This window comes from Pseudomonas sp. NPDC086566 (assembly GCF_050280885.1).
Taxonomy (GTDB): Bacteria; Pseudomonadota; Gammaproteobacteria; order Pseudomonadales; family Pseudomonadaceae; genus Aquipseudomonas; species Aquipseudomonas vlassakiae.
In genome coordinates this window covers 433,902-456,680 of record NZ_JBNNWD010000005.1, presented here as the reverse complement: position 1 = coordinate 456,680, position 22,779 = coordinate 433,902, and the positions used below count along the sequence as shown (strand labels likewise).

Sequence of the window (22,779 nt, the reverse complement as noted above, 5' to 3'; positions counted from 1 at the left end):
AATTCCTTTTCTATTTATAGCTTTGTGAATTTCACTGGCCTCTTCGCGGGCAAGCCCGCGAAGAGGTCTATCAAACCACATCAGACCCCTTGCGGAATCTCTTCGCCACCGAGCACTTCGAACAGCGCCGGCAGGAACTCGGCAAACGTCATCATCATCAGCTGGAAGCTGGCATCGAACTGCTGCGCGGCCTCTTCGCCACCGTCCTGTTCAGCCTGCTCCTGCAGCAGCTCTTCGAACTTCAGGCGCTTGATCACCATCTTGTCGTCGAGCACGAACGACAGCTTGTCCTGCCAGGCCAGGGCCAGCTGGGTGACCACCTTGCCGGTGCTCAGGTGCAGCTGGATCTCCTCGCTGGTCAGGTCCTGGCGCTTGCAACGGACGATACCGCCGTCTTCGGCGGTGTCACGCAGCTCGCATTCGTCCAGCACGTAGAAACCTTCAGCCGCCTGTTGCGACTTGACCCAGTCGGTCATGGTCGCAGTGGGTGCGATCTTCACGGTCACCGGGCGCACCGGCAGCGAGCCCATCACTTCACGCAGGGTCGACAGCAGGTCTTCGGCGCGCTTGGCGCTGGCCGAGTTGACCAGGATCATCCCCAGGCGCGGGGCGATGGCGGCGAAGATCATCGAGCGGCGGATGAACGCGCGCGGCAGGAAGGCCTGGATGATCTCGTCCTTGATCTGGTCGCGTTCTTTCTTGTAGACCTTGCGCATTTGCTCGGTCTCGATCTCTTCGACCTTCTCCTTCACGGCATCGTTGACCACGCTGCTCGGCAGGATGCGTTCTTCCTTGCGTGCGGCAACCAGCAGGAATTCGCCGCTGACGTGCACCAGGGGAGCGTCTTCACCCTTGCCGAACGGCGCGATGAAACCGTAGGTGGTCAGCTCCTGGCTGGCGCAGGCGCGGGCTGGCTTGGTGGCCAGCGCGGCTTCCAGCGCTTCAGGCTCGAACGGTACTTCCTGGGTCAGGCGGTAGGACAGCAGGTTCTTGAACCACATGGGGGGCAATCTCTCCTTAATGCATAAGGCGGGCATTATTCTCCGAGCAGTGCTCCGAGGCCAACCCTGTCAGAGGGCCAGCAGGACCCGATAAAGGAAGAAAAGCCCCGGCTGCGCTAGGTCTTTGAAAGGCTTGGAGTTTTTTTTGAAAAAAAATAAAAAAACGCTTGCCAGGGTAGCAGCCCCTCCGTAGAATGCGCGCCACACCGAGACGAAGGGTGATTAGCTCAGCCGGGAGAGCATCTGCCTTACAAGCAGAGGGTCGGCGGTTCGATCCCGTCATCACCCACCACTCGATGTATAGCGCAGCGGTAGTTCAGTCGGTTAGAATACCGGCCTGTCACGCCGGGGGTCGCGGGTTCGAGTCCCGTCCGCTGCGCCATATTCCACTTCCAGGGCCCACTGAACACCCGGAAGTAACAAAGAAAGCGACCTTAGGGTCGCTTTTTTTGTGCCTGAAATCTGCGATCGATGATTTCGCAAAAAAATTGCTTCAATGGCTTGCCAGGCTGCTGGTTCGTCCGTAGAATGCGCGCCTCACCGAGACGAATGGGTGATTAGCTCAGCCGGGAGAGCATCTGCCTTACAAGCAGAGGGTCGGCGGTTCGATCCCGTCATCACCCACCACTCGTTGATTAGCGCAGCGGTAGTTCAGTCGGTTAGAATACCGGCCTGTCACGCCGGGGGTCGCGGGTTCGAGTCCCGTCCGCTGCGCCATATTCCGCTTCCAGGGCCCACTGAACACCCGGAAGCCACAAAGAAAGCGACCTTAGGGTCGCTTTTTTTGTTTGAGTGTTTACTGGCTACGCTCTTCTTCCCGTAGTGTCAGCACCTCGAACCCTTCCTCAGTCACCGCCACCGTATGTTCCCACTGTGCCGACAGGCAGTGGTCGCGGGTGATCACCGTCCAGCCATCTTTCAGCGTCCGCGTCCCGCGCCCACCCTGGTTGATCATCGGCTCGATGGTGAACACCATGCCCGGCTGCAACTTCATGCCCATGCCACGCTGTCCGAAATGCAGCACCTCAGGCCCTTCATGCATCTGTTGGCCAATGCCATGGCCGCAGTATTCGCGCACCACGCTGTAGCCAGCCGCTTCGGCATGTGCCTGGATGGCATGGCCGATATCTCCCAGCGTTGCCCCGGGGCGTACTTGCCCGATGCCTTTCCATAGCGCCTCATAAGTAATGTCGACCAACCGCTGTGCGTCTTCGCTGATTGGCCCGATGCTGTACATCTTCGACGAGTCGGCAATGTAGCCGCCCTGTTCGAGGGTGATGTCGACGTTGATGATCGAGCCTTCCTTCAGCACTTCATCGAGCTTGGGGATGCCATGGCAGACCACATGGTCCACCGAGGTGTTGAGCGAGTAGGGGAAGCCGTACTGGCCCTTGCTCGCCGGGCGGGCCTTGAGGGTGTCGACGATGAAGGCTTCGGCGCGGTCGTTGATCTGCATCGTGGTGATGCCGGGGCGGATGAAGCTGTCGAGTTCGGCGAACACCTGGGCCAACAGCTGGCCGGCGTTGCGCATCAGTTCGAGTTGGGCGGGGGTCTTGAGGATCACCTTGGACATGGAATGCGGGCTGTAGCTCTTGCTGGAAAGTGCCCCAGCATAGCGTCATGGGTAGCACGCTTGCCACCGCGTGGTGCGCTGCCTGTGCAGGCCTCTTCGCGGGTAAACCCGCTCCCACAGGATCACCACAGTCTTGAAGACCGTGCAGTACCTGTGGGAGCGGGTTTACCCGCGAAGAGGCCGGCACAGCTGGCCCACTAATTGCTGACTGACCATCATCCAGGGCTATCAACGTCGACAGCCCAAACAATTCACGACAAAGGCGCCGTGTTGCCCCGCTTGCTCTGCAAGCCCGGGCAGCCGGCGCCTTTTTGCGTTCCTGCAAGGGGAGAACACCCATGACCAACCGTGAAGTACGCAGCGTCTGCCCCTACTGTGGCGTCGGTTGCGGCATCGTCATGAGCGTTGCCGACGGCAAGGTCAGCAAGATCAGTGGCGACAAGCAGCACCCGAGCAACTTCGGCCGCCTGTGTACCAAGGGTCTCACCGCACACCTGCCACTGACCGCAGCCGGGCGCATGGAGCACGCCTACGTCCGCCAGCAACGCAGCCAGCAGCCGGCGCGCAGCAGCATGGACCAGGCCATTGCCCAGGCCGGCGAGCGCCTGCGCGGCATTATCGACCAGCACGGTGCGGACGCCGTGGCGCTGTATGTGTCCGGGCAGATGTCGCTGGAAGCCCAGTACCTGGCCAACAAGCTGGCCAAGGGCTTTATCCGCACGCGGCATATCGAGTCCAACTCGCGGTTGTGCATGGCCAGTGCCGGCAGCGGCTACAAGCTGTCGCTCGGTGCCGACGGCCCGCCCGGCAGCTACCAGGATTTCGAGCGCGCCGAAGTGTTCCTGGTGATCGGCGCGAACATGGCCGACTGCCATCCGGTGCTGTTCCTGCGCCTGCTCGACCGGCTCAAGGCCGGCGCCAGGCTCATCGTGGTGGATCCACGGCGCACCGCCACGGCCGACAAGGCCGACCTGTTCCTGCAACTGCGCCCCGGCAGTGACATGGCGCTGCTCAACGGCTTGCTGCACCTGCTGCACCACAACGGCCACACCGACTCCGCGTTCATCGCCCGTTACACCGAAGGCTGGGACGAGCTGCCGGCCTTCCTCGACGATTACACCCCGGAGCGCGTGGCCGCCATCACCGGCTTGAGCGAAGCCGACATCCGCCAGGCAGCCGAATGGATCGGCACGGCCGGGGCGTGGATGAGCTGCTGGACCATGGGGCTCAACCAGAGCGTCCACGGCACCTGGCACAGCAACGCCCTGTGCAACCTGCACCTGGCCACCGGCGCCATCTGCCGGCCCGGCAGCGGGCCGTTTTCGCTGACCGGCCAACCCAATGCCATGGGCGGCCGTGAAATGGGCTACATGGGGCCGGGCCTGCCGGGCCAGCGTTCGGCGCTGGTGGCGGCGGACCGGGCCTTCGTCGAGCAACAATGGCACCTGCGACCGGGCAGCCTGCGCAGCGAAGGGGGTGAGGGCACGATCGCGCTGTTCGAGCAGATGAAGGCCGGCGAGGTGAAAGCCTGCTGGGTGATTTGCAGCAACCCGGTGGCCAGCGTCGCCAACCGCCAGCAGGTGATCGACGGCTTGCGCCAGGCCGAGTTGGTGATCGCCCAGGACGCCTTCCTCGACACCGAGACCAACCGCTACGCCGATATCCTGCTGCCCGCCGCGCTGTGGGCCGAAGGCGAGGGCGTGATGATCAACAGCGAGCGCAACCTGACGCTGATGCCACAGGCGGTGCCGGCGCCCGGCCAAAGCCTGGCGGATTGGCAGATCATCGCCCGGGTCGCCTGCGCCATGGGCTACGCAGAGGCCTTCGATTACCCCGACGGCGAGGCGGTATTCGACGAGCTCCGGCGCTTCTGGAACCCGGCGACCGGCTACGACCTGCGCGGCATCGGCTATCAGCAATTGCGCCACAGCCCCCGGCAATGGCCCTGCGCGCCGGGTCGCGAAGATGACCGCAGCCCGCTGCGTTACCTCAACGACGGCGCCAGCCAGCAGCTGTTGCGCGATGCCGAGGGCCAGGCGCCTGCCCTGGCGTTCCCCACTGCCAGTGGCAAGGCGCGCTTCTTCGCCCGGCACTGGCTGCCGGCGCCCGAGCTGCCAAACGCCGACTACCCGCTGGTGCTCAACACCGGCCGCGTGCAGCACCAGTGGCACACCCTGACCAAGACCGGCAAGGTGCCGGCGCTGAACAAGCTGGAGCCTGGGCCATTCGTTGAGATCCACCCCGAGGATGCTGCCCGCCTGGGCATCGCCGACAAGGATCAGGTCGCCATCCGCTCACGGCGCGGCCAGGCGGTGTTGCCGGCGCGCATCAGCGACCGGGTCATGCCCGGCAACTGCTTTGCGCCGTTCCACTGGAACGACCTGATCGGTGAGCAGTTGGCGATCAATGCCGTGACCTGCGATACAGTCGACCCGCTATCGCTGCAACCGGCGTTCAAGCACTGTGCCGTGGCCCTGGAGCGAGTCGCCGGTGCGCGCATCGATGCCCTTGAACTGAACAGCGCTGTTGCGCAGTTCGCGCAGCCAGTCGCAACGCCAGACCTCGCCGTGCCGCGCCACCAATTGCTGTGGGCTTCGCAGACGGGCAATAGCGAAGTGCTCGCCGAGCGTTGTGCCGAACGCCTGCGTGGTGCTGGCCTGGAGGTAGAGCTCAGTTGCATGGACGCGGTCAGCCCCAGCCAGCTGCAAGGCGCCGCCAGTGCGGTGCTGATCACCAGCACCTTTGGTGACGGCGACGCGCCCGACAGCGCCACGGCGTTCTGGCAGGCCCTGCAGGGCGAGGAGGGCGCTTGCTACGCGGAGCTGCCCTATGCCGTGCTGGCCTTGGGTGACTCCAGCTACGACCAGTTCTGTGGCTTTGGTCGCAAGCTCGACCAGCGCCTGGCCGAACTGGGCGGGCGCCGCGTGCTGCAGCGGGTCGATTGCGAACCGGATTTCGATGAAGCCTTCGCCGCTTGGCTCGAAGCCCTGCTGGCGGAGCTCGGCAGCGCCAGCTCGCCGGCACCGGTCAGTGAACCTGCGTCAGCCGCGGGCTACAGCAAGCAGCGGCCGTGGTCGGCCGCACTGCTTGCCAATCAACTGCTCAACGGCCCGGGTGCCAGCAAGGAAACCCGCCAATTGGTGTTTGACCTGGCTGGCAGCGGTTTCACCTATGCCGCCGGCGATGCCTTGGGCGTATGGCCACGCAACTGCCCGGCGTTGGTCGAGGAACTGCTGACGCTGATGCAGCTCGATGGCCAGGCGGTGGTGGAATTGAAGGGACAGCCGCTGATGCCACTGGTCGAGGCCCTGGAAACCCGCCTGGAGATTGCCAAGGTCACGCCGCAGCAACTGCAGGTTTTCAGCGCGCATTACGCCGAGCTGCAGCACCTGCTGCAACCCGAGTGCAAGGCGCAACTGCAGGATTGGCTGTGGGGCCGGCAGCTGGTCGATGTGCTGCGTGCATTTCCCCAGCAGTTGCCGGTGGCCACCTGGCTTGACCTGCTCAAGCCGTTGCAGCCGCGCCTGTATTCGATCAGCTCCAGTCCCTTGGCGCATCCGGACCAGGTCCACCTCACGGTATCCACCGTGCGCTATGGCAAGCGCAAAGGGGTGTGTTCAACGTTTCTTGCGGACCGGGCTCAGGCATTGAAAGTGGAAATCTTCCCGCAGGTATCGAAGCATTTCCGCCTGCCTGAAGACGACAGCGTGCCAGTGATCATGGTCGGCCCCGGCACCGGTATCGCGCCTTTCCGTGCCTTCCTCGAAGAGCGCGAGGCACGGGGTGCGAAAGGCTGTAACTGGCTGTTCTTCGGCGAGCAGTATGCGGCCACGGATTTCTACTATCAGGCACAGCTGCAGGCCTGGCAGGCGAGCGGGCATCTGCGCCTGGACACCGCGTTCTCGCGGGACCAGGCCGAGAAGATTTATGTGCAGCAACGCATGCTCGAGCAGGGCGCGCAGCTGTGGCAATGGCTGGAAGCAGGGGCGTACTTCTATGTCTGTGGTGATGCCCAGCGCATGGCCAAGGATGTGGATGCAGCATTGCGTGAGGTGATTGCCGTACATGGCGGGGTGGATGCCGATGCCTATGTCGAGGCGTTGGGCAAGGCCAGGCGTTATCGGCGTGATGTGTATTGAAGCGCCCCACGATGGTGAGCGTTGCACTTGAAATGTGCATTGGCTGTGCTGGCCTCTTCGCGGGTGAACCCGCTCCCACAGGTACCGTACAGTGCTTGAAGGCAGTGCAGGCCCTTGTGGGAGCGGGTTCACCCGCGAAGAGGCCAGCACAGGGAACAGTATTGGCACAGTCCCTGCTTCATCCCTGTGACAACAACGCCCACTGATCAACGGCGATCAACCCGGGCCACCCACCGTGATGAATACAGGCAAAGGCGCCTGGAGCTTCGGCTCCAGGCGCCTTTTTTTTGATCGAGGATCGGCTTATGAAGGCAACAGCGAGCGGGCGAAGAGAGCGACTGGTCATCGTCGGCAACGGCATGGTCGGCCACCATTGTGTCGAGCAACTGGTCGAACGCGGCGCGCTTGAGCGCTTCGAGCTGCACGTGTTCGGTGAAGAACGCCAACGTGCCTACGACCGCGTGCATCTGTCGGCGTATTTCTCCGGCAGCTGTGCCGAGACCTTGGCCCTGTGCGGGCATGACTACTACGGCAACAGCGGTGTGCACCTGCACCTGGGCGAAGCGGTGCTGGAAATCGACCGTGAGCGCTGCGAGGTGGTGACTGCCGAGGGCCGTTACGGCTACGACCAGCTGATCCTGGCCACCGGCTCCTACCCGTTCGTGCCGCCGATCGAAGGCTCAAGCGGCAACGCCCGCCTGGTCTACCGCACCCTCGACGACCTCGATGCCATTCGCGCCGCTGCCGGCCAAGCGCGCCGTGGTGTAGTTGTCGGTGGCGGCCTGCTTGGCCTGGAAGCCGCCAACGCCCTGAAGTCCCTCGGCCTGGAAGCCCACGTGGTGGAGTTCGCCCCACGGCTGATGCCGGTGCAACTGGACGGCGAAGGCGGCACCGCGCTCAAGGCGCAGATCGAAGCGCTGGGCGTACGGGTGCACCTGTCGCGCGCCACCCAGTCGATCAGCGCAGGCGAAGCCTACCGTTACCGCATGAATTTCGACGGCGGCGAGCACCTGGAAACCGACCTGATCGTGTTCTCCGCCGGTATCCGCCCGCAGGATGCCCTGGGCCGTTCCAGCGGTCTGGAAATCGCTGCACGGGGTGGCGTGGTGATCGACAACCACTGCCGCAGCAGCGACCCGCGCATCTTCGCCATCGGCGAATGCGCCTCGTGGAACGGCAGCGTGTTCGGCCTGGTCGCCCCGGGCTACAGCATGGCGCGCAACCTGGCAGCGCTGCTGATGGGCGAAGCTGCCAGCGCCTTTACCGGTGCCGACCTGTCGACCAAGCTCAAGCTGCTGGGCGTGGATGTCGGCTCCATCGGTGATGCCCACGGCGCCACGCCGGGTTCGCGCAGCTACCGCTTCATCGACGAGGCCAACAGCGCCTACCGTCGGCTGGTGGTGGATGCCAGCGGCAAGCGGGTGCTCGGTGCAGTGCTGGTGGGGGACAACAGCTACTACGACACCCTGCTGCAGTACGCCCACAACGGCATCGCCCTGCCGGCCGACCCGGCAACGCTGATCTTGCCGAAAAGCGGTGGTGCGCCTGCGCTCGGTGTCGACGCGTTGCCTGACACTGCAACCATCTGCTCATGCCACAACGTCAGCAAGGGCGCGGTGTGTGCGGCCATCGACAGCGGCTGCGGCGACCTCGCCGCGGTCAAGGGCTGCACCAAGGCCGCCACTGGCTGTGGCGGCTGTGCGGCGTTGCTCAAGCAGGTGTTCGAGCACGAACTCACCGCCCGTGGCGTCAGCGTCGACAAATGCCTGTGCGAACACTTCGCCTACACCCGTCAGGAGCTTTACGGGCTGGTGCGGGTCGAGGGCATCCGCACCTTCAACGAACTGCTCCAGCGCCATGGCAAGGGCCCTGTCGGCTGTGATATCTGCAAGCCGGTTGTGGGCTCGATCCTCGCCTCATGCTGGAACCAGCCCATCATGGACCCGGCGCTGGTGCCGCTGCAGGACACCAACGACACCTTCATGGCCAACATGCAGAAGAACGGCACCTACTCGGTGGTGCCGCGCATCCCCGGTGGCGAGATCACCCCGGACAAGCTGATCGTGATCGGCCAGGTGGCGAAAAAGTACGATCTCTACACCAAGATCACCGGCGGCCAGCGTATCGACCTGTTCGGCGCCCAGCTGCACGAGCTGCCGCTGATCTGGGGCGAGCTGATCGAAGCCGGCTTCGAAACCGGTCACGCCTACGGCAAATCGACGCGCACGGTGAAATCGTGCGTGGGCAGCACCTGGTGCCGCTACGGCGTGCAGGACAGCGTCGGCATGGCCCTGCGCCTGGAAGACCGCTACAAGGGCCTGCGCAGCCCGCACAAGCTCAAGTTTGCTGTCTCTGGCTGCACCCGCGAGTGCGCCGAGGCACAGAGCAAGGACATCGGCGTGATCGCCACCGACAAGGGCTGGAACCTCTACGTCTGCGGCAACGGCGGCATGCGCCCGCGCCACGCCGAACTGTTCGCCACCGACCTGGACGACGAAACCCTGGTGCGCCTGATCGACCGCGTGCTGATGTTCTACATTCGCACCGCCGACAAGCTGCAGCGCACCTCGGTCTGGCGCGAAAGCCTGGAAGGCGGCCTGGACTACCTCAAGCAGGTGATCCTCGACGACAGCCTGGGCCTGGGCGCCGAGCTGGAGGCGCAGATGCAGCACGTGGTCGACCAGTATGAATGCGAATGGGCCAATGCCCTCAACGACCCCGAGAAGCTCAAGCGCTTCCGCACCTTCGTCAACGACAAGCGTGCCGACCCGGACGTGCAGTTCGTGCGCGAACGCGAACAACGCCGGCCGGCTGCACCGCTGCACCTGATCCCGACCGTCGAGGAGGCTGTCTGATGAACCTGTCCAATGCTGCTGTGAAAACTCAGGAGAACTGGCAGACGGTGTGCCAGGCCGATGACCTGGTGGCCGACTCCGGCGTGGTGGTGTGGCTTGATGGCGCGCAGGTTGCGCTGTTCTACCTGCCCGAGCTGGAGCAGAGCCTGTACGCGCTGGACAACCGCGACCCGCGTTCGGGGGCCAACATCATCGGGCGTGGGCTGGTCGGCAGCGTGCAGGGGCAACTGGTGGTGGCGGCGCCGTTGTACAAGCAGCACTTCAGCCTGGAAAGCGGGGCGTGCCTGGAAGACGCCGGGCAGCGGCTGCGGGTGTGGCCGGTGCGGATGAATGGTAGTGCTGTGGAGCTGGCGGTGGCCTGACATGCTGTTGCCGGCCTCTTCGCGGGCACGCCCGCGAAGAGGCCGGCACAGGCGGCTCAGATCACCAACCCCTGCGGCTTACGCCCGGCAAACACATCCACCAAGCTGGCCACCACCATCTCGCCCATGCGCGTGCGGGTCTGCACCGTGGCACTGGCGCGATGCGGCTGCAGCACCACATCCTCCCGCTCGAACAAGGCCTCTGGCGCCCGTGGTTCATCGGCAAACACATCCAGCGCCGCGCCAGCGATTTCGCCTGCCTCCAGCGCCGCAATCAACGCCGGTTCATCCACCAGCTTGCCGCGCGCGATGTTGATCAGATACCCCTCGGCGCCCAACGCCTGCAGCACCTCGCGGTTGACCAGCGCCTCGCCCTTGTCGGCTGCGGCCGCCAGGATCAGCGCATCACTGTCCTTGGCCAGTTGCACCAGATCCGCCTCGAAATCATAAGGCACCTCCAGCGCCTGCAGGTCGGTATAGCGGATAGGGCAGCCGAACGCCGCCGCCCGCTGCGCCACGGCGCGGCCGACCCGGCCCATGCCGACGATGCCCACGCGCATGCCCGACACCTGGCGGGCCAGTGGCAAGGGTGCCAGCGGGGTGGGGCTGGTGGCCCAATGGCCGGCGCGGACGAAGCGGTCACCGGTGCAGATACCTCGGCACAGGCCGATCAGCAGGCCGATGGCGAGGTCGGCGACGTCCTCGGAAAGGGCGCCGATGGTCGCGGTCACCTGGATGCCACGGTCGCGGGCATAGGCCAGGTCCACCGCGTCGGTGCCGACGCCATTGACCGCGACCACTTCGAGGTGGGGCAGACGCGCCATCAGCGCCTGGCTGATGCCGGTGTGGCCACCCGTGATCACGCCGCGGATGCTGTCGGCATGCTGGCTGAGAAAGGCGTCCTTGTCGGCCTGTTCGTAGTAGCGGTGCACGGTGAACAGCTGTTCCAGGCGCTCACGGATGTGTGGGATCAGGATCGGGCTCAATTGCAGGACTTCGGGTTTCATCGGTCACTCCATCAGAAACAGGGATCAGCCACGGCCAACGAACGGCATGTTGCTGGCCATCACGGTCATGTTCAGTACGTTGGCATCGAGCGGCAGCGCGGCGATGTAGCGCACCGCGTCGGCCACATGGCGTACGTCGAGCATCGGTTCGGCGGCGATTTCGCCGTTGGCCTGGCGCACACCCCGGGTCATGCGCTCGGACAGCTCGGTCAGGGCGTTGCCGATGTCCACCTGGCTGCAGACGATGTTGTAGGCGCGGCCGTCCAGGGCCAGCGCCTTGGTCAGGCCGAGTACCGCGTGCTTGCTGGCGGTGTAGGGGGCCGTGAACGGGCGCGGGGTGTGCGCCGAGATCGAGCCGTTGTTGATGATCCGGCCGCCTTGTGGCTGCTGGCGGCGCATCAGGCTGAAGGCAGCACGGGCGCACAGGAACACGCCGTCGACGTTGGTGGCGATGACGTTGCGCCAGTGCTCCAGCGGTAGCTCGTCGACCGGCACGGCGGGGGCATTGATGCCCGCGTTGTTGAAGATCACATCGAGGCGCCCATGCACCTCTTCGATGGTGGCGAACAGCTTTGCGACGCTCTGTTCATCGCGTACGTCGGTGGGTACGGCGAGGGCTTCACCACCGGCTGCCAGCGCTTGTTCAACGACCGATTGCAGCGGCTCTGCGCGGCGACCGGCGAGGACCAGGCTGAAGCCGTCTTCCAGCAGGGCGAGGGCGACAGCGCGGCCGATGCCGCTGCCGGCACCGGTGACCAGGGCGACTTTGTTGTTTTGGCTCATAGAGGACTCCAGTGGGTTCAGGCAGCGTTGGCGGCTTGCCCGGCAGGGCGAGGGCCGACGCGCAGGTGCAGTTCGCCGATGCCATCGATGCCGGCATGGATCGTGTCGCCCGGGTTCAGCGGCGCCACGCCGGGCGGGCTGCCGGTCATGATCAGGTCACCGGGGCGCAGCGGCAGCTGGCGCGACAGCCGGCTGATCACCTCGGCCAAGGCCCAGGTCTGCTGGCTCAGGTGGGCGCGTTGGCGCTCGTGGCCGTTCACCTGCAGCCACAGCGAGGCGTCCAGTGGCCAGGCGCATTCGCTGGCAGGGACGATGGCAGTCATCGGTGCCGAGGCTTCGAACACCTTGGCGCCTTCCCACGGCAGGCCCTCGACCTTGGCCCTGCGCTGGTGGTCGCGGCGGGTCATGTCGAGGCCGGCGGCAAAGCCGAACACGTGTTCCAGGGCATGCGCCGGGGTAATGTCGGCGCCGCCCTTGGCGATGGCCGCGACCAGCTCGATTTCGTGGCAAAACTCATCGGTCTGCGGCGGGAAGGGCAGTTCGCCCAGCGCCTCGACGACGTTGCTTGCCGGTTTCATGAAGAACACAGGCTCCTGTGGCGCCGGGCCGTAAGTCTCCGGCCAGGGGTAGTTGCGGCCCAGGCAGAACACCCGGCCGACCGGGAAGCGCGCAGCGCTGCCGCGGATCGGCAGGCTGACGATGGGCGGCGGGTTGAACAGGTAGGTCATGGGTGGCTCCTCCTTACTGGAGTGGCCAGCGTAAGGCAGAGGCTGGCTGGCAAAGTTGGACGAAAGCGGGGTCTGCTTGGACTATCCAAGTAACCTGTACCGGCCCTTTCGCGGGCACGCCCGCGAAGAGGCAAGTGCAGCCAAAGCATTCCTCGGATCAGGCAGCAGTCTTCAGTTCGATCCGATACAGCTTCCCGAGCAGTAGCGAGTAAGACAGGGTGCCCATCAGCGCCACGCCACCGATGAACCAGAACGCCATGGCAAACGAGCCGCTGGCATGCACGATCGCGCCAATCACGATCGGCGTGACGATGCCGCCGATGTTCGCCGCCAGGCTGGTGATCCCGCCGGTCAGGCCGATCAGTTGCTTGGGCGCCACCTCCGACACCGCCGCCCACGACGCCGAGGCGATGCCTTGGGCGAAGAACGCCAGGGTGAGGATGGCGATGCACAGCAGATTGGAGTCGGTGAAGTTCACCAGCACGATCGACATGCCCAGCATCGAACCCACCACCAGCGGCAGCTTGCGGGCGAACGACAGCGAGTAGCCCTTGCGGATCAACAGGTCGGAAACGATCCCCGCGAGCAGGATGCCGACCGTGGCCCCAATGAACGGCATGACGGCGAAGATGCCGACCTTGATCAAGGTCAGCTGGCGCTCTTCGATCAGGTAGGTGGGGAACCAGGTGAGGAAGAAGTACAGCGCCGAGGTGCTGGCGAACTTGCCCAGGCAGATGGCCCAGATCTGGCGGTAGCGGAACAGCTCGGCCACCTGGCGCCAGTCGAAGCGTGTACGCTCCTGGCTGCTTTTCACCAGGCCGCCGCCTTGCTCGATGTAGGCCAGTTCCTCCTTGCTGACCTTCTTGCAGTTCAGCGGGTCGCGGTACAGCCACAGCCACACCACGCCGAACAGGATGCCGACCAGGCCGGTGCTGTAGAACACATGGCGCCAGTCGTAGGTGGTCGCCAGCCACAGCAGCGCGCCGGTGAACAGCGCGGTGCCCAGGTACTGGCCACACACGTAGATGCTGCTGGCCAAGCCGCGTTCGCGGGCGGGGAACCACACCGTGACCGCACGGCTGTTGGCCGGGAAAGCCGGGGCTTCCATGGCGCCGACCGCCAGGCGCAGGCCAAACAGCGAGGCGAAGCCGCTGGCCAGGCCCTGGGCCACGGTGACCGCCGACCAGCTGATCAGCGACACGCCGTAGGTCAGGCGCGAGCCAAAGCGGTCGGCGATGAAGCCGGCAGGTACCAGGGCCAGGGCGTAGGTCCAGGCGAAGGCGGAGAAGATCAGGCCCATCTCGACCTTGTCCAGGCCCAGGTCCTTGGCCATGAACGGCGCAGCGATGGAAATGTTCACCCGGTCGACGTAGTTGATGATGGTCGCCAGCAGCAGCAGCGACAGCATGAACCAGCGGCGGCGGGTGGGCAGGCGCTGGGCAGGAGCCGCGTCCAGCGCGTATGACGACGCGGCGCGGGGGGTAGGCGTGCTCGACATGAGTCGACCTCGTTTGTTGTTGTTGGTAGAGGTTGGGCTGCAGTCCCTTTTTTAAGGTGGTCGTACAACGATGTGAATGCAACGGCAGGTTTAGATCGTTTTTTTCACAGCGGGCGGGGTAGGGCGGTGCTGTCCAAGAAAATCCACAGTCGGGGTTTTGCGCGGACTTCTTGCTGTATGTCGCGGTTTTGGCGGGTTGCGTGGATTTTCTGTTGCGCAGGTTTTTGCAGAAGGGTTTAAATTGCGGAGTTTGGACATCGTACAACTTAGAGCCCCGCAACCCGGAGATTGCCCATGCCCCCCAAGCGCGAGGTCCCGACCTACGTCATGCAGCAGCGCAGCGAGCTGATGGATTTCTACATCCGCGATCAGCGCGGCCGCCCCGCCGAGACCGCGCCGCATCGTCACGAGTACTTCCAGATCCAGGTCAACTTCGGCGGCGACACGGTGCAGCACATCGGCAACGTGCAGCGCCCCTTCAAGCGCAACACGTTGGCCTTCATCCTGCCGCACCGCGTGCATGTGATCCCGCACCCGGCCGACAGCGACTTCGTGGTGATCAATTTCTCCCAGACGTTCCTCCTGCCGCACCTGGCCTGCGACCCGATGGACCTGGAAGAAGTGTCGATCCTGCAGGCCCCGGAGCTGTCACCGTTCCGCTTCCAGGAACACCTCGACTTCTGTCTGGATGAAGCCGATTTCGCCGAGGTGCGCCAGGTCCTCGAACGCATGCGCGCACTGGATGCCAACCGCCGTTTCGGCACCCGCGAAGTGCTCAAGGGCCTGTTGTTGCAACTGATTGGCCAAGTCTGCGGCCTGTACGCCGAGCCGCTGCGCGAACTGGCTGAGAGCAACGCCGCGCAGCTCAGCCGCCGCGCTGCACTGGGCCGTATGAGCGAGTACCTGCGCCGGCATATCGATGACCCCGATCTGAACCTGCAGAAGGTCGCCGCCGCCACCTACCTGTCGCCAACTTACCTGACTCACTGGCTGCGCAAGGAAATCGGCAAGACCTTCAGCGAGCTGGTGCTGGAGCGGCGCATGCACACGGCGCGCAACTACCTGCTCAATGGCAGCCGCCCGGTGGGCGAGGTGGCGCGGCTCTGTGGCTTCGCCGATGAAGCCTACTTCTCCCGGCGCTTCCGCCAGATCCATGGCCTGCCGCCAGGGCAGTTCCGCCGCCAGCAGCGCGACCCGGATACGCCGCAGGTGGCGATGCGGTAAGCTTGCCGGCATGAACCTCGACACCCGTATCAAGTACCGTCACCTGCTGTGTTTCCTGGAGATTGCCCGGCAGGGCAGCCTGGCCAGGGCTGCGGATATTCTGGCGATCAGCCAGCCGGCGATCTCCAAGACCCTCAAGGAACTCGAGGACCTGCTCGAAGCGCGCCTGTTCGAACGCAGCCGCCAGGGCGTCGAGCTGACCCCGGCCGGCACGCGTTTCATGCGTTACGCCGGGCCTAGCGTGCAGGCGCTGCGTGATGGCGTCAGCAGCTTGCGCGGTGAGGCGCGGGCACCGTCGCAGGTGCGCATCGGCGTGCTGTCGACGGTCGAGGGGCTGCTCATGCCCGAGGTGCTGTGCCGCCTGCATCAGCGCCATGAGGCGTTGGTGATCAGCGTGGTCACCGGGGTCAGTGCGCAGTTGCTCGGGCAACTGCACCTGGGCGAGCTGGAACTGGTGGTCGGGCGCATGACCGAAAGCCCGCAGATCCAAGGGCTGTCATTCGAGCACCTGTATAGCGAGTCGATGGCCTTGGTGGTGCGCCCCGGCCATCCTTTGCTGGCAAGTGCACCGGTGGAGCGGCAGCGGGTCGGGCAGTATCCATTGGTGCTGCCACCGCCAGGCACCACCATTCGCCAGCATGCAGATAGCCTGTTCGTGCAGTGCGGCATCCAGATGCCGGCGCAGCGGCTGGAGACCTTGTCGTTGGCGTTGAGCCGGCGTTATCTGCTGGGCAGCGATGCGTTGTGGGTGGCGCCGCGGGATGCGGTGCTGCTCGATTTGCGCCGCGGCGAGCTGGCCGAGCTTGACCTTGGCGTGCGCGAACCGGGCGGGTCGGTGGGTATCTGCCGCAATGCCGCCTTGCCGCTGAGCCTGCCGGGGCAGTGGGTGTGTGAGGTGCTGCGCGAGCTTGCCGAGCAGTATCGGGAGGGGCGGTATCCTTGAGGTGCCTGCCTTCACCCGATCCCGACATCCCCCCTCAGAACCCGCCGAAATAAAAACCCACAAAATCCAGGAAAACCCAACACAAAGGGTCAATACTGGCAAATGGCTGTAAAGCTTCCATGAAGAAGCCTTTACCTACTGAACTTCCTTACGAAAACCCGCTCCTATGCCGGTAGCCATTGGTGATGGCCGCCTGATAAGCTCGCGGCTTTACCCTGATTGCCCTTATGGCGCATGAACAAGGAAATAGCATGAAACAGCATCGTCTGGCGGCTGCGGTTGCCCTGGTAGGCCTGGTACTGGCTGGCTGTGATCAACAAGCCAGCAGCCCCGAGCTGAAAACGCCGGCACAGAAGGCCTCCTACGGTATCGGCCTGAACATGGGCAAGAGCCTGGCTCAGGAAGGCATGGAGGACCTTGATTCGAAAGCGGTCGCTCTCGGCATCGAAGACGCTGTCGGCAAGAAAGAGCAACGCATCAAGGACGAAGAGCTGGTAGAAGCCTTCACCGCGCTGCAGAAGCGCGCCGAAGAGCGCCTGGCCAAGGCCAGCGAAGAAGCTGCCAGTGCTGGCAAGAAATTCCTCGAGGAAAACGCCAAGAAGCCTGGCGTGGTTACCACCGCCTCTGGCCTGCAGTATGAAGTCGTGAAGAAGGCCGACGGCCCGCAGCCAAAGCCGACCGACGTAGTCACCGTTCACTACGAAGGCAAGCTGATCGATGGCAAGGTGTTCGACAGCTCGGTAGAGCGTGGCAGCCCGATCGACCTGCCCGTCAGCGGTGTGATCCCAGGCTGGGTCGAAGGCCTGCAGCTGATGCACGTTGGCGAGAAGTACAAACTGTTCATCCCGGCTGAGCTGGCCTACGGCGCCCAAAGCCCAAGCCCGCTGATTCCGGCCAATTCGGTGCTGGTGTTCGACCTGGAACTGATCGCCATCAAGGACCCGGCCCAGCTGCAGGGTGGCGAAGCACCCGAAGCTGAAGCCCCGGCCGAAGCACCTGCCAAGTAACAACGGCTGGTACCTGCACAACGCCCCGTCCTGACGGGGCGTTGTCGTTTGTGAAGGCTCATTCGGCGAACCTCGTGCGGCGGCTATTGTCCGAGCAAGTGCAGTGTGAAGAAGCCGGAAGCTTCTGACGCAGATTGTTTGCAGATCTGAAACGACTGCGTAAAAAACGCCCGATCTGAGCGGGACCCTTGCCTTGTGGGCGCCCGCCGTCACAAACTTCGCCCTGTTCACAAGGTTATCCACAATAAATGTGGATAACCTTTCCCCTGCTGGAGGCCTCATGAGCGCACCCTGGAATTTCGCCCGTTTCCTGCCTCTGGCCGAGCGCCTGCTCAGCCGTGGCCGGTTACCCGCCTTGCTGTTCGCAGTAGCCCGCAAAGGCCCGCGCATCGGCCAGCTGCGCGATGACGTCAAGCTGCTGCAGTCGCTGTGCCTGGCCTGGTGGCGGGGGGAATACCGCGCCATCAGTCCCAAGGCACTGGTGACCATCGTCGCCGGCCTGCTGTACTTCGTCAGCCCCATCGACGCCATTCCCGACTGGATTCTGGGTGTCGGTTTTCTCGATGACATCGCCGTGCTCGGCTGGGTCCTGAAGACCGTGGCCGATGAGCTGGCGCGCTTCAAGGCCTGGCGCGACAGCCAGGCGCCTGAGCGCCTGCGGGTGGTCGAACGCCTGCCCGACACCCCGGAAGCACTGCGCCTGGAGCGCAATACGCACTGAGAGTGCGGGGAATGCAGTTGCCCAAATGGGCGCGTTGATCAGCTACAATCTGAGAGCACGTAACCGTAAGGTCCAAGATATGGAAAAGCTCAGTCTGGAAGCCAAGAAAGCCTGGTTTGCCAAGCATCGCAAAGCCAACTATGCAGCCAGCCTTCGACTTGAAGGATTCTGCGCCTCTAAAGATGATGGTGAGATCAAGTTGCCAACTCGAGCTGCTGCGCTAAAGGCTGTGCGGCTGGTCAAGGCTTGAGACGGGACAAGTACGGTGTTGAACAAGACTCGGATTGCTATCCGGGCACAGACGCACTCATTAACCTGCTCGACCTGCGCGATTTTGAAGACCTTGAGGATGCCGAGCGTTATCTCAGCGCAATCGCAGCTTCCACTCTAGAGTTCGTGCCTCCCCCCTACAGCCTGGAGCCTCTCAGGCAAATTCATTACGCGCTTTTCTCGAAGATCTACAGCTGGGCCGGAAAGCTGCGTACTGCTGCAATCAGCAAAGGCGGCACAAGGTTTTGTAGTCCTGAATTCATAGAACCAGAATCGAGGAAGGAATTCTCGAAAATGGCTGCAGCGGGATGGTTCGAAGATTGTTCGCGCGACCAGTTGATCAATGCAGTGGCCGAAGCCTATGGCACATTGAACGTCGCTCACCCGTTCAGGGAGGGCAATGGGCGCACTCAGCGTATCCTTTTTGAGTGGATCATCGTGAATGCGGGGTTCACCATCAACTGGGATCGTGTGAACAGTGAAGAGTGGGTCGCAGCCAATATCCAATCTTACCTTGGTGATGATGGACACTTGGCCCACATATTTGATCGGTGCATTGGTCAACCGATTCGGGAAGACGACGATTGCTCTCAGTAGGCGTCGCCTGCATCAGATTTGAACAGCACATCAGAATCGCGCTCCCTGCACTGAGGTTGGGCACGCTGATCGGAAATCTCTTACAATGGGATATAACGAAAGGGGAGCAGCCCGATTGCCTTTCGCTATTGGTCGAAAGCCTGTAGCAGGCGCGAAAACGGTAATCCTTACGTAAGGGGGTTGTAATGGGTATTCAGGTCATTAGCCGGGACGGTCAACCCGAGTATGCCGTCGTGCCCTGGGAGCAGTACCAGGCGCTGCTCAAGGCAGCCGGGGAAGCGCCCGCCGAGGCGGTTGCCGAATCAGCGCAGCAAAGCGCGCCTGCAGCCAGCCTGCCAGCGTTCAGCGAAGTGGCGCAACTGCGCCAGGCCAAAGGCATCGCCTCCGAGCAATTGGCGCGTAATGTCGGCGTCAGCCCGGCATACCTGGCCATGATCGAATCGGGTGAGCGCCAGCCGGATGCTGCAATCCGCCGCGCCCTGGCCTGGCATCTGGGGGTGGCCGGCTGGAGCGAGCCGTCATGAGCCAGGTCAGGATCAGCCGACAGCATTGGCAAAACCTGCTGGACGAGCTTGACCTGGCCCGCCGTCAACGCCATTTGCTCACCTACCGTGCATTGATCGAGCGCCTGCAATTGCCCAGCCCGGCCATGCAGACCCTCACCGCTGCGCTGGAGTACCTGGCGGTGCTCGATGCCCGTGCCGAGCAGCCACTGCGCAGCTCGCTGGTGATCAGCCAGGGTGCCAGCCGTCTGCCGCGCACCGGTTTTTTCGAGTGCGTGGAGCGCCTGGGGCGTTTCACGGGGCCGGTGGATGGCATGGAGGCGGCGTCTTGGCATGCCTCCGAGGTGGTCAGGGTGTTCGAGTACAGCTATCCCGAAACAGCTTGAACATTATCGAGGGGCCAGTGCAGGCAGTGCATGCCGATGGATCACGCCGCAAGGGTTGCCATCGGCATCCCGTACATCCAGTTCCTTCAGGTCACCATAGCGGCCAAACAAATCCATGACCTGGCCAAGCGTCGCATTCAGCCCCACCGTAGGTTGCTCGACCAGCGCAGCGGGCAGCACTGGAGCCACTAGCTGCTGATTCGCTCGCGCCCCCATCTCCTGCGGTCTTCCCATCAGGTAGCCCTGTACCAGGTCCACGCCCATCTCGGTCAATACCGCCAGCTCTTCCGGCAGCTCGATCCCTTCGGCGATCACCTGCGCCTTCGAGGCCCTGGCAATCTGCAGGATGGAGCCGACGAATTCGCGCTTGAGCGAATCGCGGTGAATGCCATCGATGAAGTGCCGGTCGATCTTCACGTACTCGGGACGCAGCTCCGACCACAGGCGCAGGCTTGAATAGCCCGCACCGAGGTCGTCCAGGGCGATGGAGAAGCCCATGTCGCGGTAATGGTGCAAGGCGTTGGACAACAGCTGAAAGTCGTCGGTAGGGGTCTGCTCGGTAAGCTCGATCACCACCCGGCTGGGTGGTAAACCCACTTGCTCGAGCAGCTTGAGGGTGCGCCCGGAAGGGTAGTGCGGTTCCAGCAGCGATTCGGGAGAGATGTTGAGAAACAGCTTACCGTCGAGCCCCTGTTCGCTGAAGCGCCGGCATGCGCTTTCCCGGCACGCGGCCTCCAGTTCGGTCAGTTGACCGGCCTGGCGTGCGATGGCGAACAGGTTCAAGGGCGAATGCAGCGGGCTGTTGGACGGGCCGCGGCTCAAGGCTTCATGGCCGAAGACCCGCCGCTCGCTGAGGCAGACGATCGGCTGGAACAAGCTGTGAATGCTGCGCTGAGCCAGAATGACACTCAAGGCACTGAGCTGTTCGGCGACGGTCATGACGGTATCCTGAAAATGAAAGGGCCGGGCATTTGCATGCCCGGCCCCTCTATTTCACGAAAGTGCCATGACTGTTTGATGACGGATCACATTAATCTGCCATCATCGGTCGTTTACTTCTTGGCCATCTTGGTGCTTTCGCTCAGGTAGTCGATGAGGATGCGACCGGTCTCGGCCAGGTAGGCGTCATCTTCCGGCTTGGTCTTGTCATCTTCTTCCGGCAGGGCGTCCTCGTCGACTTTCTTCAGCTCCTTGAGCGGCTCCTCGCCCTTGGCCTTGCGACGAATGTTCTCCATGGCCAATTGCTTGGCTTCGACCTCATCGTGGCGGGCACGCCGCTCCTGCTCGTTGAGGCTGACGGTCTTCTCGTCCATCAGCTTCTGGGTCAGGGCCAGGCGGTCACGGATGTAGGTGAACTCGGCATCCTTGGCGCTGCGTGCGTCATGTTTGGCCTTGAGGTCGGCCAGGAACGGCTTGAACGGGTCGACTGCAGGCTTGACCACGGGGCGGATGGTGTCCCATGGCATGGCTTCAGGCAGGGCGCTCTCGCCGATTTCCTTGGTGTCGATGATCGACGGGTAATCGATGTCCGGGAGCACGCCCTGGTGCTGGGTGCTTTGCCCGGAAACGCGGTAGAACTTGGCCAGGGTCAGCTTCAGCTCGCCATGGTTGAGCGGCTGGATGGTCTGCACGGTGCCTTTGCCGAAGGTCTGGCCACCGATGATCAGCGCACGGTGGTAGTCCTGCATGGCGCCGGCGAAGATCTCCGAGGCCGAGGCGGAGAGGCGGTTGACCAGCAGCGCCATGGGCCCTTTGTAGAAGGCGCCTGGGTTTTCATCCTCGAGCACATCGACGCGGCCGTCGCTGTTGCGGACCAGCACGGTCGGGCCTTTCTCGATGAACAGGCTGGTCAGCTCGGTGGCTTCCTGCAGGGAGCCGCCGCCGTTGTTGCGCAGGTCGATCACCACGCCGTCGACCTTTTCCTTCTGCAGCTCGGTGAGCAGTTTCTTCACGTCGCGCGTGGTGCTCTTGTACTCGGGGTCACCGGCACGGTATGCCTTGAAGTCCAGATAGAAGGCCGGGATCTCGATGATGCCGAGCTTGTAGTCACGCCCGTCCTGCTTGAGCTTGAGCACCGACTTCTTCGCTGCCTGTTCTTCGAGCTTCACGGCCTCGCGGGTGATCGAGACGATCTTGCTGGTCTGGTCGCTTGGCGCATTGCTGGCCGGGATGACTTCCAGGCGCACCACCGAGCCTTTCGGGCCACGGATCAGCTTGACCACTTCGTCCAGGCGCCAGCCGACCACGTCGACCATCTCCTTGTTGCCCTGGGCGACGCCGATGATCTTGTCGGCCGGTGCCACCTGCTTGGTCTTGGCGGCCGGGCCTGCCGGCACCAGGCGTACGATCTTGACCTGGTCGTTGTCGCTCTGCAGCACCGCGCCGATGCCTTCGAGCGACAGGCTCATGTTGATGTCGAAGTTCTCGGCGTTGTCCGGCGACAGGTAGTTGGTGTGCGGGTCGTAGGACTGGGCGAAGGTGTTGATGTAGGCCTGGAAAATGTCCTCGGCGCGGGTCTGGTCAAGGCGCGCCAGCTGGTTCTTGTAGCGCTTGGTCAGGGTTTCCTGGATCTGCTTCGGCTCTTTGCCGGCGATCTTCTGGCGCAGCACCTCGTCCTTGACGCGTTTGCGCCACAGCTCGTCGAGCGCGGCCTGGTCCTTCTCCCACGGGGCATCCTTGCGGTCGATCAGCAAGGTTTCCTTGGTGGTGAAGTCCATCTTGTCGACGCCCTTGGCCAGCTCGGCCAGGGCGAAGTCCAGGCGCTGCTTGACGCGGTCGAGGTAACGCTTGTAGATGGTGAAGCCGGGGTCAAGGTTGCCGCTCTTGAGGAAGTCGTCGAACTGCGTCTTCCACTTGTCGAATTCAGCGATGTCGGCTGCGGTGAAGTAGCTGCGGGCCGGGTCGAGCAGCTTGATGTAGCTGTCGTAGATGATCACCGAACGGGCGTCATCGAGCGGCGGCTTACTGTAGTGGTGACGCTTGAGCAGCTCCACCACGTTGAGGCTGGCGACGATTTCGTCGCGGTCCGGCTGCAGGCTGTCCCACTTGTTGGCGGCCGCCGCATTGCCGCCGAGCGTGAGGCTGCCCAGGCCAACCATCAGGGCCAGGGCAGTGCTTGGAAGGAAATGCTTCATGCTGATTCGACGTGGAGGCAATTGATCACGCATAGTAGGCCGTCTTAT

Annotated in this window: 19 protein-coding genes and 4 tRNA genes; 15 read left to right on the top strand and 8 right to left on the bottom strand. The window is 63.5% G+C overall.

What is annotated here, in order from left to right; genetic code table 11:
* Nucleotides 1-80 precede the first annotated feature (80 nt).
* Nucleotides 81-1,001, bottom strand: a complete 921-nt coding sequence (gene rdgC / locus ACQKPS_RS14490) for a recombination-associated protein RdgC (RefSeq protein ID WP_099815954.1) — start codon at nucleotides 999-1,001, stop codon at nucleotides 81-83.
* A 216-nt stretch (nucleotides 1,002-1,217) separates the two neighbouring features.
* Here rdgC and ACQKPS_RS14485 point away from each other — a divergent pair.
* The 4 genes from ACQKPS_RS14485 (at nucleotide 1,218) to ACQKPS_RS14470 (ending at nucleotide 1,718) form a co-directional block, all read left to right on the top strand.
* Nucleotides 1,218-1,293, top strand: a tRNA-Val gene (locus ACQKPS_RS14485).
* Between the two features lie 13 nt (nucleotides 1,294-1,306).
* A tRNA-Asp gene (locus ACQKPS_RS14480) sits at nucleotides 1,307-1,383 on the top strand.
* Between the two features lie 169 nt (nucleotides 1,384-1,552).
* A tRNA-Val gene (locus ACQKPS_RS14475) sits at nucleotides 1,553-1,628 on the top strand.
* Between the two features lie 13 nt (nucleotides 1,629-1,641).
* Nucleotides 1,642-1,718 (top strand) — tRNA-Asp (locus ACQKPS_RS14470).
* Nucleotides 1,719-1,797: 79 nt separating this feature from the next.
* Here the strand turns inward: ACQKPS_RS14470 and map are convergent.
* Entirely contained in the window at nucleotides 1,798-2,574 is a 777-nt protein-coding gene (gene map, locus ACQKPS_RS14465) for a type I methionyl aminopeptidase (protein ID WP_254481061.1), read from the bottom strand.
* Nucleotides 2,575-2,912: 338 nt separating this feature from the next.
* Here map and ACQKPS_RS14460 point away from each other — a divergent pair, with 338 nt between their 5' ends.
* The 3 genes from ACQKPS_RS14460 to nirD all read left to right on the top strand — a co-directional run bounded on the left by ACQKPS_RS14460 (nucleotide 2,913) and on the right by nirD (nucleotide 9,930).
* Nucleotides 2,913-6,713, top strand: coding sequence for a bifunctional nitrate reductase/sulfite reductase flavoprotein subunit alpha (locus ACQKPS_RS14460; RefSeq protein ID WP_254481060.1), 3,801 nt, complete (start codon nucleotides 2,913-2,915; stop codon nucleotides 6,711-6,713).
* 305 nt (nucleotides 6,714-7,018) lie between these two features.
* Nucleotides 7,019-9,568 carry a nitrite reductase large subunit NirB gene (gene nirB / locus ACQKPS_RS14455; RefSeq protein WP_427604561.1) on the top strand — a complete coding sequence of 850 codons (2,550 nt, stop codon included), beginning with the start codon at nucleotides 7,019-7,021 and terminating at the stop codon, nucleotides 9,566-9,568.
* The gene (gene nirD, locus ACQKPS_RS14450; protein WP_427604559.1) at nucleotides 9,568-9,930 is read left to right on the top strand and encodes a nitrite reductase small subunit NirD; all 363 of its coding nucleotides are present in this window, start codon (nucleotides 9,568-9,570) and stop codon (nucleotides 9,928-9,930) included. Before nirB ends, nirD begins: the two co-directional genes overlap by 1 nt.
* A 56-nt stretch (nucleotides 9,931-9,986) precedes the next feature.
* Here nirD and ACQKPS_RS14445 read toward each other — a convergent pair whose 3' ends face one another.
* The 4 genes from ACQKPS_RS14445 to ACQKPS_RS14430 all read right to left on the bottom strand — a co-directional run bounded on the left by ACQKPS_RS14445 (nucleotide 9,987) and on the right by ACQKPS_RS14430 (nucleotide 13,946).
* Nucleotides 9,987-10,937 carry a 2-hydroxyacid dehydrogenase gene (locus tag ACQKPS_RS14445; protein ID WP_427604557.1) on the bottom strand — a complete coding sequence of 317 codons (951 nt, stop codon included), beginning with the start codon at nucleotides 10,935-10,937 and terminating at the stop codon, nucleotides 9,987-9,989.
* Nucleotides 10,938-10,961: 24 nt separating this feature from the next.
* Complete coding sequence (locus ACQKPS_RS14440) at nucleotides 10,962-11,720, bottom strand: SDR family oxidoreductase (protein WP_427604555.1); 759 nt, start codon at nucleotides 11,718-11,720, stop codon at nucleotides 10,962-10,964.
* Nucleotides 11,721-11,737: 17 nt separating this feature from the next.
* Entirely contained in the window at nucleotides 11,738-12,448 is a 711-nt protein-coding gene (locus tag ACQKPS_RS14435) for a fumarylacetoacetate hydrolase family protein (protein ID WP_427604553.1), read from the bottom strand.
* Between the two features lie 157 nt (nucleotides 12,449-12,605).
* A complete protein-coding gene (locus tag ACQKPS_RS14430; protein ID WP_254481054.1) occupies nucleotides 12,606-13,946 on the bottom strand; it encodes an MFS transporter in 1,341 nt (446 codons plus the stop codon).
* Nucleotides 13,947-14,240: 294 nt separating this feature from the next.
* On the opposite strand from ACQKPS_RS14430, the gene ACQKPS_RS14425 reads away from it, so the two are divergent.
* The 8 genes from ACQKPS_RS14425 (at nucleotide 14,241) to ACQKPS_RS14390 (ending at nucleotide 19,597) form a co-directional block, all read left to right on the top strand.
* Complete coding sequence (locus tag ACQKPS_RS14425; RefSeq protein ID WP_254481053.1) at nucleotides 14,241-15,170, top strand: helix-turn-helix transcriptional regulator; 930 nt, start codon at nucleotides 14,241-14,243, stop codon at nucleotides 15,168-15,170.
* Nucleotides 15,171-15,180: 10 nt separating this feature from the next.
* Nucleotides 15,181-16,113, top strand: a complete 933-nt coding sequence (gene pcaQ, locus ACQKPS_RS14420) for a pca operon transcription factor PcaQ (protein ID WP_054887254.1) — start codon at nucleotides 15,181-15,183, stop codon at nucleotides 16,111-16,113.
* A gap of 251 nt (nucleotides 16,114-16,364) precedes the next feature.
* Nucleotides 16,365-17,120: an FKBP-type peptidyl-prolyl cis-trans isomerase gene (locus ACQKPS_RS14415; protein ID WP_027918134.1), complete on the top strand. Its 756-nt coding sequence runs from the start codon at nucleotides 16,365-16,367 to the stop codon at nucleotides 17,118-17,120.
* Between the two features lie 280 nt (nucleotides 17,121-17,400).
* A complete protein-coding gene (locus ACQKPS_RS14410; protein ID WP_054886433.1) occupies nucleotides 17,401-17,841 on the top strand; it encodes a YkvA family protein in 441 nt (146 codons plus the stop codon).
* Nucleotides 17,842-17,920: 79 nt separating this feature from the next.
* A complete protein-coding gene (locus ACQKPS_RS14405) occupies nucleotides 17,921-18,091 on the top strand; it encodes a YhfG family protein (protein ID WP_254481052.1) in 171 nt (56 codons plus the stop codon).
* The gene (locus ACQKPS_RS14400) at nucleotides 18,088-18,708 is read left to right on the top strand and encodes a Fic/DOC family protein (protein ID WP_427604549.1); all 621 of its coding nucleotides are present in this window, start codon (nucleotides 18,088-18,090) and stop codon (nucleotides 18,706-18,708) included. Before ACQKPS_RS14405 ends, ACQKPS_RS14400 begins: the two co-directional genes overlap by 4 nt.
* A gap of 185 nt (nucleotides 18,709-18,893) precedes the next feature.
* On the top strand, nucleotides 18,894-19,232 hold the full coding sequence (locus tag ACQKPS_RS14395; protein ID WP_254481050.1) for a helix-turn-helix domain-containing protein: 339 nt from the start codon (nucleotides 18,894-18,896) through the stop codon (nucleotides 19,230-19,232).
* Entirely contained in the window at nucleotides 19,229-19,597 is a 369-nt protein-coding gene (locus tag ACQKPS_RS14390) for a hypothetical protein (RefSeq protein WP_254481049.1), read from the top strand. The genes ACQKPS_RS14395 and ACQKPS_RS14390 overlap by 4 nt, the downstream gene beginning before the upstream one ends.
* Before the next feature lie 3 nt (nucleotides 19,598-19,600).
* Here the strand turns inward: ACQKPS_RS14390 and ACQKPS_RS14385 are convergent, their stop codons facing one another.
* Nucleotides 19,601-20,536, bottom strand: a complete 936-nt coding sequence (locus tag ACQKPS_RS14385) for an EAL domain-containing protein (protein WP_254481048.1) — start codon at nucleotides 20,534-20,536, stop codon at nucleotides 19,601-19,603.
* Between the two features lie 113 nt (nucleotides 20,537-20,649).
* Nucleotides 20,650-22,731 carry a carboxy terminal-processing peptidase gene (locus tag ACQKPS_RS14380; RefSeq protein ID WP_313201791.1) on the bottom strand — a complete coding sequence of 694 codons (2,082 nt, stop codon included), beginning with the start codon at nucleotides 22,729-22,731 and terminating at the stop codon, nucleotides 20,650-20,652.
* Nucleotides 22,732-22,779 lie beyond the last annotated feature (48 nt).